Origin of the sequence: Empedobacter stercoris (assembly GCF_025244765.1) — a bacterium.
Taxonomy (GTDB): domain Bacteria; phylum Bacteroidota; class Bacteroidia; order Flavobacteriales; family Weeksellaceae; genus Empedobacter; species Empedobacter stercoris.
Genome location: NZ_CP104209.1, coordinates 138,743 through 153,279 on the forward strand (window position 1 = coordinate 138,743; position 14,537 = coordinate 153,279).

The window sequence follows — 14,537 nt, forward strand, 5'->3', positions numbered from 1 at the left end:
TACTATGAATGATTTATTATCAATGACTACTGTTTTCTCTTTATTTCTCGGAATTGGATTGGCTGCTGCAGCTGGTTTTAGGATTTTTTTACCATTATTTGTTTTAAGTTTAGTGGTGAAATTTGGCGGAAGTTTTATTAATCTTGATGATAGTTGGATGTGGATAGGAAGTACACCAGCGTTGATTACGCTTGGTGTAGCGATGTTGGTTGAAATTGGGGCTTATTATATTCCAATTATTGATAATCTTTTAGATACCGTAGCGGTACCTTTGGCAGGGATTGCAGGAACGATCGCGGTTGGCATAACGTTACCAGAAATGAATGAGGTAGCAACTTGGGCTTTAGCAATTATAGCTGGTGGTGGAACTGCGGCAGCGATTAGCGGAACTACTGCTGCTGCACGAGCAGTTTCAACTACTACAACTGCTGGTGCTGGTAATTTTTTGGTTAATACAGGTGAAACTTTTAGTTCTATTGTATTAAGTATTACAGCAATTGTATTAGCGCCATTAGCGTTTATTTTTGTATTGTTTATATTATATGTTTGTTATAGAGCATATAAAAGTGTTCAAAAAAAAGGAGAGCAATTATTAGCAGAAGAATTGTAAAATAAATATTAAGGAATAAAAAAAGGTCTATTCAAAATTTTGAGTAAACCTTTTTAGTTTATTTTAATCAATAGGTTAAACTATTTTATATTTTTCTTTGTAACCTTCAAACGCTTGCATTAGGTTTTCTTCAATTACTTTAGGCATTCTTCTTGTCGCTTCAAACTTGTTTGAAGAAAGTGATTTGAATTTTGAAAGGGTCGGAATTATTTCAATCGAATTTATTAACATTTCAATTTCGATTTCATATTGACGATAAGCAACCGAATGAAAAGTATCATTTTCATAAACCGGAATATGCTGTTGTTCAATCAAAAAACCTGCATCTGCTTCTGTATCGACAAAGTGGGTAGTTACACCAATTTCTACACCTTTTGTAATTGCCCATTTTAGTGAATCTAAACCTCTTGTCAAAGGTAAAAAACCTGGATGTGTATTGATGATTTTATGATTTTCGACCAATTCATCTGGTAATAAACCTGCACCAGCTATGATGACAAAGTTAGCTTCAAAATCATTTAATTGGCGATTTAAGGTATCAGCAGTTGTTAAATCAAATTCGTATCCGAAATTTTTGCAAAATTCAATTGGATCTACCTGTATAGCCTTACTTGGACGATGTTGGTAAATGGGTTTGAAGGGATTTTCGCGTTGTACAAATGGTAGTGCAAATACTTTTATATTTTGATAACCTTTTGCTTTCAGGCCAGTTAAAACATCTTGCGTTTTACGATGAGGCGTGTTGTAAGAAATTATCGCAATTTTTGGTTGAGAAATCATTTATTTAATTAAATATTTTTTGTGATAATCCACAACGTTGTCAATCGGTTTTCTAATGATATGTCCTACAGTTAAGTGATATTCAGCAGCAACAGAACGTATAACATCTTCGTATATGTGAGCGATAGAACCAATAAAATTTAATTCGGAATGACGTGCTTCTTCATAAGGCATAATTTGATATTCAATAAAAGAAGACATTGCATCATAAATAATTTTCTGAATAAATGGGTCATTTTTATGCTCAACCACAAATTTATTGAAGGAAGCTAAATAGGTATTTGCAAATTTGTTTTGATATACATTTTTATTTAGTTCTTCTACAGATAATTTGTAATAATCATCAAACGCTTTTGCCAAATGCGGTGGCATTTTTTTTGTATAGAAAGCGCGTAATACTCGTTTACCTAAATCATTTCCAGAACCTTCGTCTCCTAAGATGTAAGCCAAAGATTTTGTTTCTTCACGTAAAGTTGTTCCATCAAAATAACATGAATTAGATCCTGTTCCTAAGATACAAACCATTGCAGGTTTTCCCATGTACGTAGCATAACAAGCAGCTAATAAATCATGGTCAACAACCAGTTCTGCATTAGGGAAGAAATTATTTAATCCGTTTTTTATGACTTCGTACATCGCTTCACTCGAAGTTCCAGCTCCGTAAAAAAAGACTTTCGTAAACTCATTTGCAACAGGTGCAAAATCTTCATTTTTTTGTAATTCAGCAGTAATATCTTCAGCTGTTACAAAATATGGGTTAAATCCGATTGTATTTGTTCTAAACACTTCATTCAGGTTACTATCTAAAATCACCCAATCTGTTTTAGTAGAACCGCTATCCGCTATTGCAATCATTTTTTAGTTTTGATATAATTGAGGATTGCTAAAGTAACATTCTTTTAACAATAGACATAAAAAAACGCTCGAAATTTCGAGCGTTTCTAAAATTATTTTAATGTTCGTGATCGTGATCTTCACCTACAACGATTTCGATAAAGGATTGTGTTTGATTTCCGGCGCGATCAATTAAGAATAATCCTAAGTGATAATGCCCTTCTGTAATTCCTTCTGCAGGAATATTTACTTGATGACTTAATGTGTGCTCGGTTTTTCCTGCCGGAATAGCCTCTTCCGCATCATACGTCCAATTAACATTTGCTGTTCTATGTTCATGTCCGTCTTCCGCAGAATGAATTTCAATTTTTACAGCACCTAATTCTATATTATCTTTCAAAATTGCATCAATTGTAAAGGTTTCCCCTAAATGAAATTCATCATGATCTATTGGAGCAATCAAATTAATTTCTGGTTTTGTTGTATCTAATGAAGAGTCATCTGATGAACAAGACGTAACGAATAATGCGACGATTGAAACGAATATGTATTTTAAAATTGTGTTTTTCATTGTTTTATTTTTTTGATTTGAATAGTTATTTTAAGATTTTAGTTGATTTATTTATAAACAAAATCTTGAGGTGGTCCTCGTGTAAAATGATATTCAATTGTAGAAATTTCAATTTTTTCTACTTGTTCAAAACTTTCTTTTTTGTAAAATTCTTCGTTAAGTTTTACTTCAACTTTAGGATCATCATGAGTATCAATAAAAATTGTATAAAATATAAAATGATTACACTGATGATGAATAATTTCTTTCTTTTGATTCGAAATTTCTGGCGAATGATCGATTAAAGAAAAATGTAATTGATTAAAAATCGGTATCGAAAAAAGAATAATACTAAAGAAAAGTCCAAAAAATGGCTGTCTCTTTTTCATGTATAAACTATTTTCCGAACGGAATTCCGACCATAATTTGTATGTTTCGAGCTTGTTCTGGTAATTGTAAAGCACGATAAAAACTGGTGTGATTGTAATAGTTTTTATTGAATAAATTAGAAACTTGAACACTTAAATTTGCATGAAAATTATTGAATTTAAGTTTCGTTTTTCCTCCAATGCCAACTAAAAAATAACTTGGAGTAAGATCTTCGTTTTGTGCAATTTTATCTTGCTCAAAGGTATATTTTCCATTTACAAAAAAGCTCAACTCATCTAAAAATCCGATATTTTGATTGACTTTATAATTAACTTGTCCAAACACATTATTCGCAGGCGTAAAAGGAAGATAATTTCCTAACTTTTTATTCTCAGTAATTTGTCGGTTATACAAATATTCGTAGACAACATTTGCATCAAAGTTTTCATTGATTTTTTTACGAACTTCAAATTCAAAACCAGTTAATAACGCTTTGCTTTGCGTATATTGATAAATTTGTCCGCCATGAGGAAGTATAGAAAATTGTCCCGAAGGTTTCAAGAAAATGTAATTACTGAAATAATATAAATAAGGACTTACCGATATATCCCAGTCATTTTTATGAAAAACGGATTTAAAGTCGAATGCAATTCCTTTTTCAACATCCAAATTGTCATCACCGCGCTCGTGTCTAAAACTTCCGTGATGAATTCCATTAGAACCTAATTCGATAGCTGTTGGTAAACGGAAATTTGTTCCAATATTTAAATTGAAATCCCATTGTTGATTAGGTTGAAAAGTTGCACCAATCATTCCATTCAAATTGCTAAAATTACGATCGATGGACTTACTACGATTGGCATAATAATCTGCTATGCCTGTTGAGTTTCCTTTTTCGATTAAATAATTGTATAAAAATTCATCAAAATAGCCTTCAGATTTAAAAGTAGAATAATCATAACGTAAACCAGCAGTTACTTTCCATGTATTTCCTTTTTTGAATTCTTCAATCAGAAATCCACTAAAAATGTTTCGATCATATTTTGGTAATAAATAATTGTATCCACTAATATTATTTACCTGAATTTGCGCTTGAGCACCAATTATCGTCTTGAAATTTTTACTGTGATTATGTTCAAATTTTAATTGAGAATCGTAAGTAGAAAGATTAAAATCTAATTCTAAATTCGGATTTAATAAAGGAGCTGGTTGATTTGCGTAATGTGTATGAAAAGCACTTACTTCTTGTCGACGATTATTTTGGTAGCTACCCAGAAATTTCAGAACATCTTTCGAGTTTAAGCGGAATTCATTTTCAGAAATTACTTTGAAATGATTTACTTTTTGATAAGGAAATTCGATATTTCGGTTATTTCCATCATCTTTTAAGCGATCAATAGATGGAATTCCGTGCGAACCAGGGAAAAACCCAATCTTTTGGTTAACATTAGAAACAGTTAAAATCGAGCGAAATTTTTCGCCAATATAACCAGTTTGTATTTCTGCATTAAAATCTTGTCCAGCCGTATTTTTTACTCGTTTGTTGTAAATTGGTAAATACCGATTGAGGTAATAAATGCGATCTGTTGTTGTTTTGTAATCGGCATAATCTGAATAAGAACCTTTTATTTTGTAGAAAAAATGATTTCCACGAGATTTTAAATTAAATCCAATTCCAATATTATCATTAATCGATTGATACAATGCTTTTGTTTCTCCAGAAAGCGAATGTTTTGCGGGTAAATTATTGTTATTTATTTTGATAACTCCTGCAATAGCTTCATTTCCGTACTCCAACGCAGCAGGTCCTTTTATGACTTCAATATCTTCAATATTTAGCGCATCAATCTCTAAACCATGATCAGCTCCCCATTGTTGACCTTCTTGTTTAACTCCATTTTCAGCAACAATTAATCGGTTGAAACCAAGTCCTCGGATGATTGGTTTTGACGCTGAAGACCCAATTCCAGAAGCGTTAATTCCAGCCATATTTTCTAATGATTTGGCTAAAGATCCTGCATAGTTTTCTTGAATATAGGATTGATCGACACGTTGAATATTTGCAGTCGAAAAATCGTGATGATGTCCCAAAACAGTTACTTCATCTAAATTGTATGCTTTGTGAAATGTAAGGGTAAAGACAATTTTTTGATTTTTATCAAATGTGATGTTTTGCGAAAAAGGTTCGTAACCTTGTTCATCAATTTGCACTTGGTATTGCCCTTGATTTAAATTTTCTATTTTGAATTTTCCTTCAGCATTTGCATGATATTCATCGTTGTTAATATATAAGGTTGCGAAAGGAATTGGTTGTTGGTTTTTATCAATAATTTGACCTTCGAAAATATTTTGCGCAAACACAGATCCGCACAAAAATGTAGCTACAATACTACATTGTATGTTGATTGACATAAATACAATAATTTAATAACGTTAAAAAAATAAGGATGGTTTTTTACTGAAATTAAATTATATAGGGTGGTGCTCGAAGGCTTTTTTGAGTAAGTAATACTGTTTGTTTTACACGAGTTGTGTAAAGTGTTTTATCTTTTTGAATGAATGATATCGACCATTGAAATAATTCGATTTCTGAATCATTTTCGATAAAATGCTGATTGAAATGACAGACTGTACAGCTGTGATTGTGTACGTTAGAGAATTGCTCTTTTAATTCTTTGTGCTCTTCATTGAAAGCGTGTTCCAATATATGCGCAGATTGATACACTGTCATAAACAGTGAAATCATTAGCATGGTATATTGGATGAATTTTTTCATTTCTCTTGCAAAAATACTATTTTATTTCATTTCTCTCAATTCTTTTAAGTTTTGTTGAAGTTTTCTTAAAAATAGAAAATAAATAATTCCATAATAAATAGTCCCTATAATTACGATAAATGTAACAGCTGTTATGATAGCAATCCATCCGTAAAGAGAGGCGTTATCTGTAAGAGGTTGAATGTCATTTACATGTTTTGCTAAATAAATAGATTGACCTAATTCGTAATAAAACGGTGCAGAGGAAACAATCAAACTCAAAACGGTAAAAAGAATAAATAAATTGACTAATCGACGGAAAGAGATGATGTTTTTCATTAAATCAACAACAGATTGATTTAGATTTATTTTCTTGTAGTAACGATAAGCCATGACCAAAAATCCGAATGTAATGACTATACTAAAAACTGATGCAATTTCATAATTGGTAATCGTTTTCTCTTCAACTAATGATTTGACATCATTATTAAAAAAATTTTTCCCCGAAATTAAGACATAAGCATTGTAAACAAGAAAAAGGATGAATTCACAAAACGTGAAAATAAACAACCATTTTATTGTTGTTGATGATTTCTTTTTTAACATTTGAAAAATTTGATTTTGATCAAATTTTTCTTCTTCCTTGATGGAACCCCAAATTGATTTTAAGTCATCTAACTCCATTATTGTTCCATTTTAGACATTATTTCTTTTAATTTAATCTTCACACGATTCATTTTTACACGCGCATTCACTTCTGAAATTCCTAAAGTTTCGGCAATATCTTTATAAGGTAAATCTTCTAAAAAGAGGAGAACTAAAGCTCTTTCTACATCATTTAATAGACGAATAGCAGCATACAATAGGGTGATGCGTTCTTCTAAGAATTCGTCTTTTTCTTCTGACTTTAAATGAATAAAATGCGTTTCGTTTAGGTCAGTTTCGTTTGATTTTGATTTCTTTCTAATTAAAGTAATAGCGGTATTCAAACTAACCCGATACATCCATGTGCTAAATTTAGAATCGCCTTTAAATGAATCGTATGAACGCCATAATTGCAAAACAATTTCTTGAAATAAATCGTCATGAGAGTCTTTGTCGTCTGTATAAATACGACAAACCTTGTGGATTATTCCTTGATTTTTCTCGATTAATTCAGTGAAAATTTTTGCTTTATTGTCCAAACTATTGCTTTGTTGACTTTATATGTAGTATAAAAAATTGAAATGTTACAACCAAAAATAAAAAATCCTCTTATATTGCTATAAGAGGATTAACCTAACTAACTTAAACCTATGAAAAGTTGTTCTACTTTTCTATTGCAAGTATAGAGAATAATTATTGATTACACAATATTTTTTTTAATTGTTAAAAATTTGCTAAATAACTAAGAATGATTCTAAACTAACTATTATGTTAATGAAATGATATATTTCATTGTGATTAGAGTAGAGGGATGATTAAATTTGTAGAAATATCTAAAAAATTAAACGAATTGCTTTATGGCAAATGAATCATTACTAAAATCGTCGATTGGTAGGAAGTTCGCGATGGCGCTTTCAGCGTTATTTTTGATCGTGTTCTTGTTACAGCATTTCGTGATTAATGCGTTATCTGTAATTAATCCGAATGGGTTCAATGAAGTTTCGGCTTTCATGAGTAACAACCCTTTTATTCAGTACTTAATGCAACCTATCTTATTAATTGGTGTAGTTTACCACTTTGTAATGGGGTTTGTATTAGAGGCTCAAAACAAGAAAGCTCGTGGACCAGTTGCTTATCAAAAGTATAATGGTGCTGCAAATGCAACTTGGATGTCAAGAAATATGATTATTTCTGGATCTGTAATCTTAGTTTTCTTATTATTACACTTGTATGATTTTTGGGTTCCAACAATCATGGATCACTACATTACTCCAAATCCAGAGTTTGCGCAAGGAAATTACTTTATGGATCATTTAGGTCACGTATTCTCATTAGAAGGTGCTTTAGGGTTTGTAAGATTAGTAATTTACATTGTTGCTTTTGTATTTTTATCATTACACTTACAACATGGTTTTGCTTCTGCATTCCAATCTATTGGTGCAAAACATAGCAAATATACACCTGTAATTGTAGCTTTCGGGAAATGGTATTCTATTTTAATTCCAGCTGGTTTCATTATCATCGCTGTTTACCATTTTTTTGTTAAATAATTAAATAATATCAAGAATGAGTATATTAGATTCTAAATCTCCACAAGGAGATATCGCAAAACAATGGAGCGAACACAAAGCTCACTTAAACTTAGTGGCTCCAAATAACCGTGATAAAATTGATGTTATTGTAGTTGGTACAGGTTTAGCTGGAGGTTCTGCTGCTGCTACTTTAGCAGAGTTAGGATACAAAGTGAAAGCTTTTTGTTACCAAGATTCTCCACGTCGTGCTCACTCTATTGCTGCACAAGGAGGGATCAATGCTGCTAAAAACTATAAAGGAGATAACGACTCTATCTACCGTTTATTTTACGATACAATCAAAGGAGGTGATTACCGTGCTCGTGAGTCTAACGTTTATCGTTTAGCAGAGGTTTCAGGTAATATCATCGACCAATGTGTAATGCAAGGGGTACCTTTTGCACGTGATTACGGTGGTTTATTAGATAATCGTTCTTTTGGTGGGGTACAAGTATCTCGTACTTTCTATGCGAAAGGTCAAACAGGACAACAATTATTATTAGGTGCTTATTCAGCAATGAATCAGCAAATTCACTTAGGGCACATCCAAATGTATAATCGTCACGAAATGTTAGACATTGTACTTGTAGATGGAAAAGCTCGTGGTATTATTGCTCGTAATTTAATTACTGGTGAAATCGAAAGACATTCTGCACACGCAGTAGTTATTGCAACTGGTGGATATGGAAACGTATATTTCTTGTCTTCTAATGCAATGGGGTCTAACGTAACTTCTGCTTGGAAAATTCATAAAAAAGGTGCTTTGTTTGCTAACCCATGTTATGTACAAATTCACCCTACTTGTATTCCAATTCACGGTACAAATCAATCAAAATTAACGTTGATGTCTGAATCTTTACGTAACTCTGGTCGTATCTGGGTTCCTAAAAAGAAAGAAGACGCTGAGGCGATTCGTGCTGGTAAGAAGAAAGCAGTCGATATCAAAGAAGAAGATAGAGATTACTATTTAGAAAGACGTTATCCTGCATTCGGTAACTTAGTTCCTCGTGACGTTGCGTCTCGTGCTGCTAAAGAGCGTTGTGATGCTGGTTACGGTATTGAAGCAAACGAAACAGGAGAAGGAGTTTACTTAGATTTTACAGATGAAATTAAGAAAAAAGGTCGTGAAGTTGCATTTGCAAACGGTGATCAAAATCCATCAGATGCTGAAATTGAAAAATTAGGTAAAAAATGGATTGAAGAGAAATATGGTAACTTATTCCAAATGTATTATAAAATTACAGATGAGAATCCATATGAGAATCCAATGCGTATCTATCCTGCAATTCACTATACAATGGGTGGTGTTTGGGTTGATTACAACTTACAATCAACAATCCCTGGATGTTTCGTAGTTGGAGAGGCTAACTTCTCTGATCACGGAGCTAACCGTTTAGGAGCTTCTGCCTTAATGCAAGGTTTAGCAGATGGTTATTTCGTTTTACCTTACACTATAGCAGATTATTTATCAGCTGATATTCGTACAGGGAAAATCCCAACAGATACACCTGAATTTGATGAAGCAGAGAAAGCTGTAAAAGATCAAATTCAACACTTCTTAAACAATAAAGGAACTAAGACAGTAGATAGTTTCCATAAACGTTTAGGAATCATTATGTGGAACAAAGTAGGTATGGCACGTAACGCAGAAGGTTTAAAAGAAGCGATTGCTGAAATTGCTGCTTTACGTGAAGAATTCTACCGTGACGTGAAAGTGCCTGGTGAGGCTAACGAAATGAATACTGAGTTAGAAAAAGCAGGACGTGTAGCTGACTTCCTTGAATTAGGACAGTTAATGGCTATAGACGCACTTAACCGTAACGAATCGTGTGGTGGACACTTCCGTGAAGAGTATCAAACAGAAGAAGGAGAGGCTATGCGTGATGATGAAAACTATGCTTATGTTGCTGCTTGGGAATACAAAGGAAGCGACATTAACGCAGAGGTTTTACACAAAGAAGAGTTGAATTACAAATATATCGAGCTTAAAACTCGTAGTTATAAATAATAAAATCATTTTGCTTGATAGTTTACGATCAAGCAAAATGTCAAAATATCATATAGAATTATGGCATCATCAAAAACAATCAGCATCACGCTGAAAATTTGGCGTCAAAAAAACGCTAATGCTCAAGGAAAAATGGAAACATATTCCTTAAAAGATGTTTCTACAGATTCTTCTTTCTTAGAAATGCTTGATTTATTAAACGAGCAATTAGTAGAGGAAGGAAAAGAGCCAGTTGCTTTCGACCACGATTGTCGTGAAGGTATTTGTGGTATGTGTTCTTTATTCATTAACGGTGAAGCACACGGACCAGATAGAGGTGTTACAACTTGTCAATTACACATGCGTAAGTTCAAAGATGGTGAAACGATATACATCGAACCATGGAGATCTGCTGCATTCCCAGTAATCAAAGATTTAATTGTAGACCGTACATCTTTTGATCGTATTCAACAAGCTGGAGGTTACATTTCTATTAACACATCAGGACGTACAGTAGACGCAAACAATATTCCTGTAAACAAAATGAATGCAGATGAAGCGTTTGACGCTGCAACATGTATTGGTTGTGGAGCATGTGTTGCAACTTGTAAAAATGGATCAGCAATGTTATTCGTAGGAGCAAAAGTTTCTCAATTCGCATTGTTACCTCAAGGACAAGTAGAAGCTGCTCGTCGTGCTCAGAAAATGGTTGCTCAGATGGACTTAGAAGGCTTTGGTAACTGTACAAATACAGGTGCTTGTGAAGTTGAATGTCCTAAAGGAATTTCTTTAGATAACATTGCACGTATGAACCGTGAGTATTTATCTGCTAAAATTGTATCACAAGAATAATACATTCTGATATATATTTATAAAAGAGAGGCATATGTCTCTCTTTTTTTGTGCTTTAAAAAGCATAAAAAAAGGATTTCAATTGCTTGAAATCCTTCGCAATGTCAAATTCTTTCCTCTGAATAAGTCCATTGTAATTTGTCCTTTCTAAATGATTATAAAAAAAGAATTTTATAAATAGAACAAATATCTATTTTTAATAATAAATGATATACACTCATATATGACTAATAATAAAGTCTTATATAAACTATGAGCCGAAATCAATTAAAAAGAACGTCTGGTTTAAAAAGGATTTCAATTGCTTGAAATCCTTCCCGAAATTTTTGATAATGATTTGAATTAACTTCCACCTTTAAATGGAAATTCTCTGTCGGCTTAAAAATTTCGTTATTTTCATGGGAAAAACAATTATTGATTTTAATGTTCTGTTTTAAAACAACTCAAGTATTCTAAAGTCCTGAACGAATAATTATTAATTCCTTGATGTAAAATTAATGACAAAAATCATGTTAAGCAAATTATTTTGCATTAATTTAAAAAGTTTAACACATCAATAATGGATAAGATAAATAAAAATCCAGCACATTATGTGCTGGATTTTAAGCTTAAGACGACTAAAATATAGTGTTCTGAGATTATTTTATGTTCTTAAAACTTCTATTGATAAAATTTGTTAATTCTTTACCTTTTAACAATCCTTGTGATAATTTTGCTAAATCTAATGCTTGATTAATCAATGCATCTTTTTCTTCCTTCGATTCTTTTGCTAAAATTTCTGTTGCTAATTCTGAGTTTGCATTTACGACAACATTATACATTTCTGGAAAATTACCCATTCCAAACATTCCTGCACCACCAGAAGCTTGCATATCTTTCATTCTGCGCATAAATTCTGATTGTGTAATGATGAATGGTGCATCTGTTCCAGATAAATCTTCTAATTGAATGGTGTATGATTTGTTGTTGATAGACGCTGTGATATCCGTTTTCAATTTTTCTTTGTCTTCATCCGATAATTTAGAAATTTTTACTTCATCTTTTTCAATCAAATTATTGATATGATCTGCATCAACGCGAACAAAAGTTACATTTTCTTTTGTTGATTCTAATTTCTGAATCAAATGAGAAGAAATAGGAGAGTCTAATAAAATAATTTCGTAACCTTTCTCTTTTGCAATTTGAATGTATTGATCTTGCCCATCAACATCAGAAGAATAAAGTACAACTAATTTTCCATCTTTGTTGGTTTGATTATCTTTTATCGAAGCATTCAATTCTTCCCATGTAAAGTATTTACCATCTACAGTTGGATATAATGCAAATTTGTCAGATTTTTCGAAGAATTTATCTTCCGAAATCATTCCATATTCAATCACAACTTTAATGTCGTTCCATTTTTGTTCATAATCTTCACGATTCTGATTCATTAATGAAGACATTTTATCTGCTACTTTTTTCGTGATATGTGCCGAAATTTTCTTCACAGCACCGTCTGCTTGTAAGTAAGAACGAGAAACATTCAACGGGATGTCTGGAGAATCTATCACACCACGTAATAGCATCAAGAAATCAGGAACAATTCCTTTTATTTCATCTGTTACAAACACTTGATTTTGGTATAACTGAATACGATCTTTATCGATATTAATGTTGTTTCCTAATTTAGGGAAGAATAAAATTCCAGTTAAATTAAACGGATAATCAACATTTAAGTGAATGTGAAACAATGGCTCTTCGAATTGCATTGGATACAATTCTCTGTAGAAATTTTGGTAATCTTCGTCTGACAGTTCAGATGGCGTTTTAGTCCAAGCTGGATTTGTATTATTGATGATATCATCTACTTCGATTTCTTCTGGTTTTGCATCTTCTGCAGCACCTTCTGGTAAAGGAAGTGTTTCTTTTTTTGTTCCAAATTTGATTGGAATTGGCATGAATTTATTGTATTTTGTCAATAATTCACGGATTTTCCATTCATCTAAAAATTCTTTCGAATCTTCAGCAATATGTAAAATAATTTCTGTTCCACGCTCTGTTTTATCCGAATTTTCTAATGTAAATTCAGGCGATCCATCACATGTCCAATGCACTGCGGGTTCATCTTTGTACGATTTTGTGATAATTTCTACTTTATCAGCAACCATAAAAGCAGAATAGAAACCTAAACCAAAATGTCCAATAATTCCATCCGCATCTTTATGTTGATTGATAAATTCTTCAGCACCAGAAAACGCCACTTGATTGATGTATTTTTCCACTTCATCAGCTGTCATTCCAAGTCCTTGATCAATAATGTGTAAAGTGTTATCTTCTTTATTGATTTTTACTTCAATTTTTGGATTTCCGTATTCTACTTTTGCATCACCAATACTTGTTAAGTGTTTTAACTTCAATGTTGCATCAGAAGCATTCGAAATTAACTCACGCAAAAATATTTCGTGATCACTGTATAAAAACTTCTTAATTAATGGAAAAATATTCTCTACCGAAACATTAATACTTCCTTTATTCATCGTTATTGTATTTTTTATTTTTAATAATTAGTTTTTCTTGCAAATTGTCTGAATCATCAGATTTGTTGATTGGTTTTTAAATTTCAAAAGACATTCCAAAGGAAAGGTTTATGACATTTTGTCTTAAAATAGATCTTGTAAAATGCTGATATTTGCTTAATTATTGGTTAAAATTTAGAAAGATGAAATTCGGAAAAGTAGAAAATCCAGAATTGGTTGATTTTACATTGCCAAAAACACCAAAAGAAACAATTGACTTATTAAATAAAATTGATAAAACTGATGATTTTGAGGTCTATGTAGGCTGTGCAAAATGGAATAAACAAGATTTGAAGAATTTTTATCCGCCTAAAACAAAAGATGAATTAACTTATTATTCAACGCAATTTAATAGTATTGAACTGAACGCAACTTATTATCGTTCTCCAACTAAAGAAGTTGTAGAAACTTGGACAAATAAAACGCCGAATGATTTCAAATTTTTTCCGAAAATTCCGCAAAGTATAAGTCATTATGGAAGATTGCAAAATGTGACGGATAAATTGAATCAATATTTGGACGCTGTTGCGTTGTTTGAAGAAAAGTTAGGCATGATTTTCTTGCAAATGCACGAAAACTTTGCACCAAAAGATTTTGATAAACTTCAAAATTTCATTGAAAACTTTTCGAAAGGTTATCCGTTAGCGGTTGAACTCCGTCATGAAGAGTGGTTTTCGAACGAAGAAAATTTTAATCGATTAGTAACATTATTAGAAGAACATAATATTTCGAATATTATTGTTGATACAGCGGGTAGGCGAGATATGGTGCATATGCGACTGACTTCCTCAGAAGCTTTTGTGCGTTTTGTTGGAGCTAATATTCCGTCCGATTATGAGCGTTTAGATGAATGGATTGAAACAATTAAACTTTGGAAAGCAGAAGGATTAGAAAAATTATATTTCTTTATTCATCAAAATTTGGAACTTGAATCTCCAATGTTAGCTAAATATTTCATCAAGAAATTAAACAATGATTTAGATTTGGATATTCGTGGACCACAAGATGAATTGACGTTGTTTTGATCGA

Annotated in this window: 14 protein-coding genes; 5 read left to right on the forward strand and 9 right to left on the reverse strand. The window is 32.1% G+C overall.

The window, feature by feature from the left end:
- Positions 1–4 precede the first annotated feature (4 nt).
- Complete coding sequence (locus tag NZD85_RS00655) at positions 5–610, forward strand: DUF4126 domain-containing protein (RefSeq protein WP_260542734.1); 606 nt, start codon at positions 5–7, stop codon at positions 608–610.
- Between the two features lie 75 nt (positions 611–685).
- On the opposite strand, the gene NZD85_RS00660 is transcribed toward NZD85_RS00655, so the two are convergent.
- The 8 genes from NZD85_RS00660 to NZD85_RS00695 all read right to left on the reverse strand — a co-directional run bounded on the left by NZD85_RS00660 (position 686) and on the right by NZD85_RS00695 (position 7,082).
- A complete protein-coding gene (locus NZD85_RS00660) occupies positions 686–1,390 on the reverse strand; it encodes a formyltransferase family protein (RefSeq protein ID WP_260542736.1) in 705 nt (234 codons plus the stop codon).
- A complete protein-coding gene (locus NZD85_RS00665) occupies positions 1,391–2,245 on the reverse strand; it encodes an ATPase (RefSeq protein WP_171622211.1) in 855 nt (284 codons plus the stop codon). It lies immediately after the preceding gene.
- A 97-nt stretch (positions 2,246–2,342) separates the two neighbouring features.
- Positions 2,343–2,795 carry a DUF4625 domain-containing protein gene (locus tag NZD85_RS00670; protein ID WP_260542738.1) on the reverse strand — a complete coding sequence of 151 codons (453 nt, stop codon included), beginning with the start codon at positions 2,793–2,795 and terminating at the stop codon, positions 2,343–2,345.
- A gap of 47 nt (positions 2,796–2,842) precedes the next feature.
- Entirely contained in the window at positions 2,843–3,163 is a 321-nt protein-coding gene (locus NZD85_RS00675) for a hypothetical protein (protein WP_260542740.1), read from the reverse strand.
- A 7-nt stretch (positions 3,164–3,170) separates the two neighbouring features.
- On the reverse strand, positions 3,171–5,555 hold the full coding sequence (locus NZD85_RS00680; protein WP_260542742.1) for a TonB-dependent receptor: 2,385 nt from the start codon (positions 5,553–5,555) through the stop codon (positions 3,171–3,173).
- A gap of 52 nt (positions 5,556–5,607) precedes the next feature.
- Positions 5,608–5,919: a hypothetical protein gene (locus NZD85_RS00685; RefSeq protein ID WP_260542744.1), complete on the reverse strand. Its 312-nt coding sequence runs from the start codon at positions 5,917–5,919 to the stop codon at positions 5,608–5,610.
- Positions 5,920–5,940: 21 nt separating this feature from the next.
- Entirely contained in the window at positions 5,941–6,582 is a 642-nt protein-coding gene (locus NZD85_RS00690; RefSeq protein WP_260542746.1) for a hypothetical protein, read from the reverse strand.
- On the reverse strand, positions 6,582–7,082 hold the full coding sequence (locus tag NZD85_RS00695; protein ID WP_171622205.1) for an RNA polymerase sigma factor: 501 nt from the start codon (positions 7,080–7,082) through the stop codon (positions 6,582–6,584). Before NZD85_RS00695 ends, NZD85_RS00690 begins: the two co-directional genes overlap by 1 nt.
- A gap of 318 nt (positions 7,083–7,400) precedes the next feature.
- On the opposite strand from NZD85_RS00695, the gene NZD85_RS00700 reads away from it, so the two are divergent.
- The 3 genes from NZD85_RS00700 to NZD85_RS00710 are packed head-to-tail and all read left to right on the forward strand — an operon-like array spanning position 7,401 to position 10,953.
- Positions 7,401–8,093 carry a succinate dehydrogenase cytochrome b subunit gene (locus NZD85_RS00700; RefSeq protein WP_225539515.1) on the forward strand — a complete coding sequence of 231 codons (693 nt, stop codon included), beginning with the start codon at positions 7,401–7,403 and terminating at the stop codon, positions 8,091–8,093.
- 16 nt (positions 8,094–8,109) lie between these two features.
- A complete protein-coding gene (locus NZD85_RS00705) occupies positions 8,110–10,122 on the forward strand; it encodes a fumarate reductase/succinate dehydrogenase flavoprotein subunit (RefSeq protein ID WP_225539516.1) in 2,013 nt (670 codons plus the stop codon).
- Between the two features lie 60 nt (positions 10,123–10,182).
- A complete protein-coding gene (locus NZD85_RS00710; RefSeq protein WP_171622202.1) occupies positions 10,183–10,953 on the forward strand; it encodes a succinate dehydrogenase/fumarate reductase iron-sulfur subunit in 771 nt (256 codons plus the stop codon).
- 638 nt (positions 10,954–11,591) lie between these two features.
- Here the strand turns inward: NZD85_RS00710 and htpG are convergent.
- The gene (gene htpG, locus NZD85_RS00715) at positions 11,592–13,469 is read right to left on the reverse strand and encodes a molecular chaperone HtpG (protein WP_260542751.1); all 1,878 of its coding nucleotides are present in this window, start codon (positions 13,467–13,469) and stop codon (positions 11,592–11,594) included.
- Between the two features lie 182 nt (positions 13,470–13,651).
- Here htpG and NZD85_RS00720 point away from each other — a divergent pair, with 182 nt between their 5' ends.
- The gene (locus NZD85_RS00720; protein WP_260542753.1) at positions 13,652–14,533 is read left to right on the forward strand and encodes a DUF72 domain-containing protein; all 882 of its coding nucleotides are present in this window, start codon (positions 13,652–13,654) and stop codon (positions 14,531–14,533) included.
- Positions 14,534–14,537 lie beyond the last annotated feature (4 nt).

Bases quoted from the DNA above. Each gene is read 5' to 3' on its own strand.
- NZD85_RS00655 (WP_260542734.1), top strand. From the start codon at position 5: ATGAATGATTTATTATCAATGACTACTGTTTTCTCTTTATTTCTCGGA.
- NZD85_RS00660 (WP_260542736.1), bottom strand. From the start codon at position 1,390: ATGATTTCTCAACCAAAAATTGCGATAATTTCTTACAACACGCCTCAT.
- NZD85_RS00665 (WP_171622211.1), bottom strand. From the start codon at position 2,245: ATGATTGCAATAGCGGATAGCGGTTCTACTAAAACAGATTGGGTGATT.
- NZD85_RS00670 (WP_260542738.1), bottom strand. From the start codon at position 2,795: ATGAAAAACACAATTTTAAAATACATATTCGTTTCAATCGTCGCATTA.
- NZD85_RS00675 (WP_260542740.1), bottom strand. From the start codon at position 3,163: ATGAAAAAGAGACAGCCATTTTTTGGACTTTTCTTTAGTATTATTCTT.
- NZD85_RS00680 (WP_260542742.1), bottom strand. From the start codon at position 5,555: ATGTCAATCAACATACAATGTAGTATTGTAGCTACATTTTTGTGCGGA.
- NZD85_RS00685 (WP_260542744.1), bottom strand. From the start codon at position 5,919: ATGAAAAAATTCATCCAATATACCATGCTAATGATTTCACTGTTTATG.
- NZD85_RS00690 (WP_260542746.1), bottom strand. From the start codon at position 6,582: ATGGAGTTAGATGACTTAAAATCAATTTGGGGTTCCATCAAGGAAGAA.
- NZD85_RS00700 (WP_225539515.1), top strand. From the start codon at position 7,401: ATGGCAAATGAATCATTACTAAAATCGTCGATTGGTAGGAAGTTCGCG.
- NZD85_RS00705 (WP_225539516.1), top strand. From the start codon at position 8,110: ATGAGTATATTAGATTCTAAATCTCCACAAGGAGATATCGCAAAACAA.
- NZD85_RS00710 (WP_171622202.1), top strand. From the start codon at position 10,183: ATGGCATCATCAAAAACAATCAGCATCACGCTGAAAATTTGGCGTCAA.
- htpG (WP_260542751.1), bottom strand. From the start codon at position 13,469: ATGAATAAAGGAAGTATTAATGTTTCGGTAGAGAATATTTTTCCATTA.
- NZD85_RS00720 (WP_260542753.1), top strand. From the start codon at position 13,652: ATGAAATTCGGAAAAGTAGAAAATCCAGAATTGGTTGATTTTACATTG.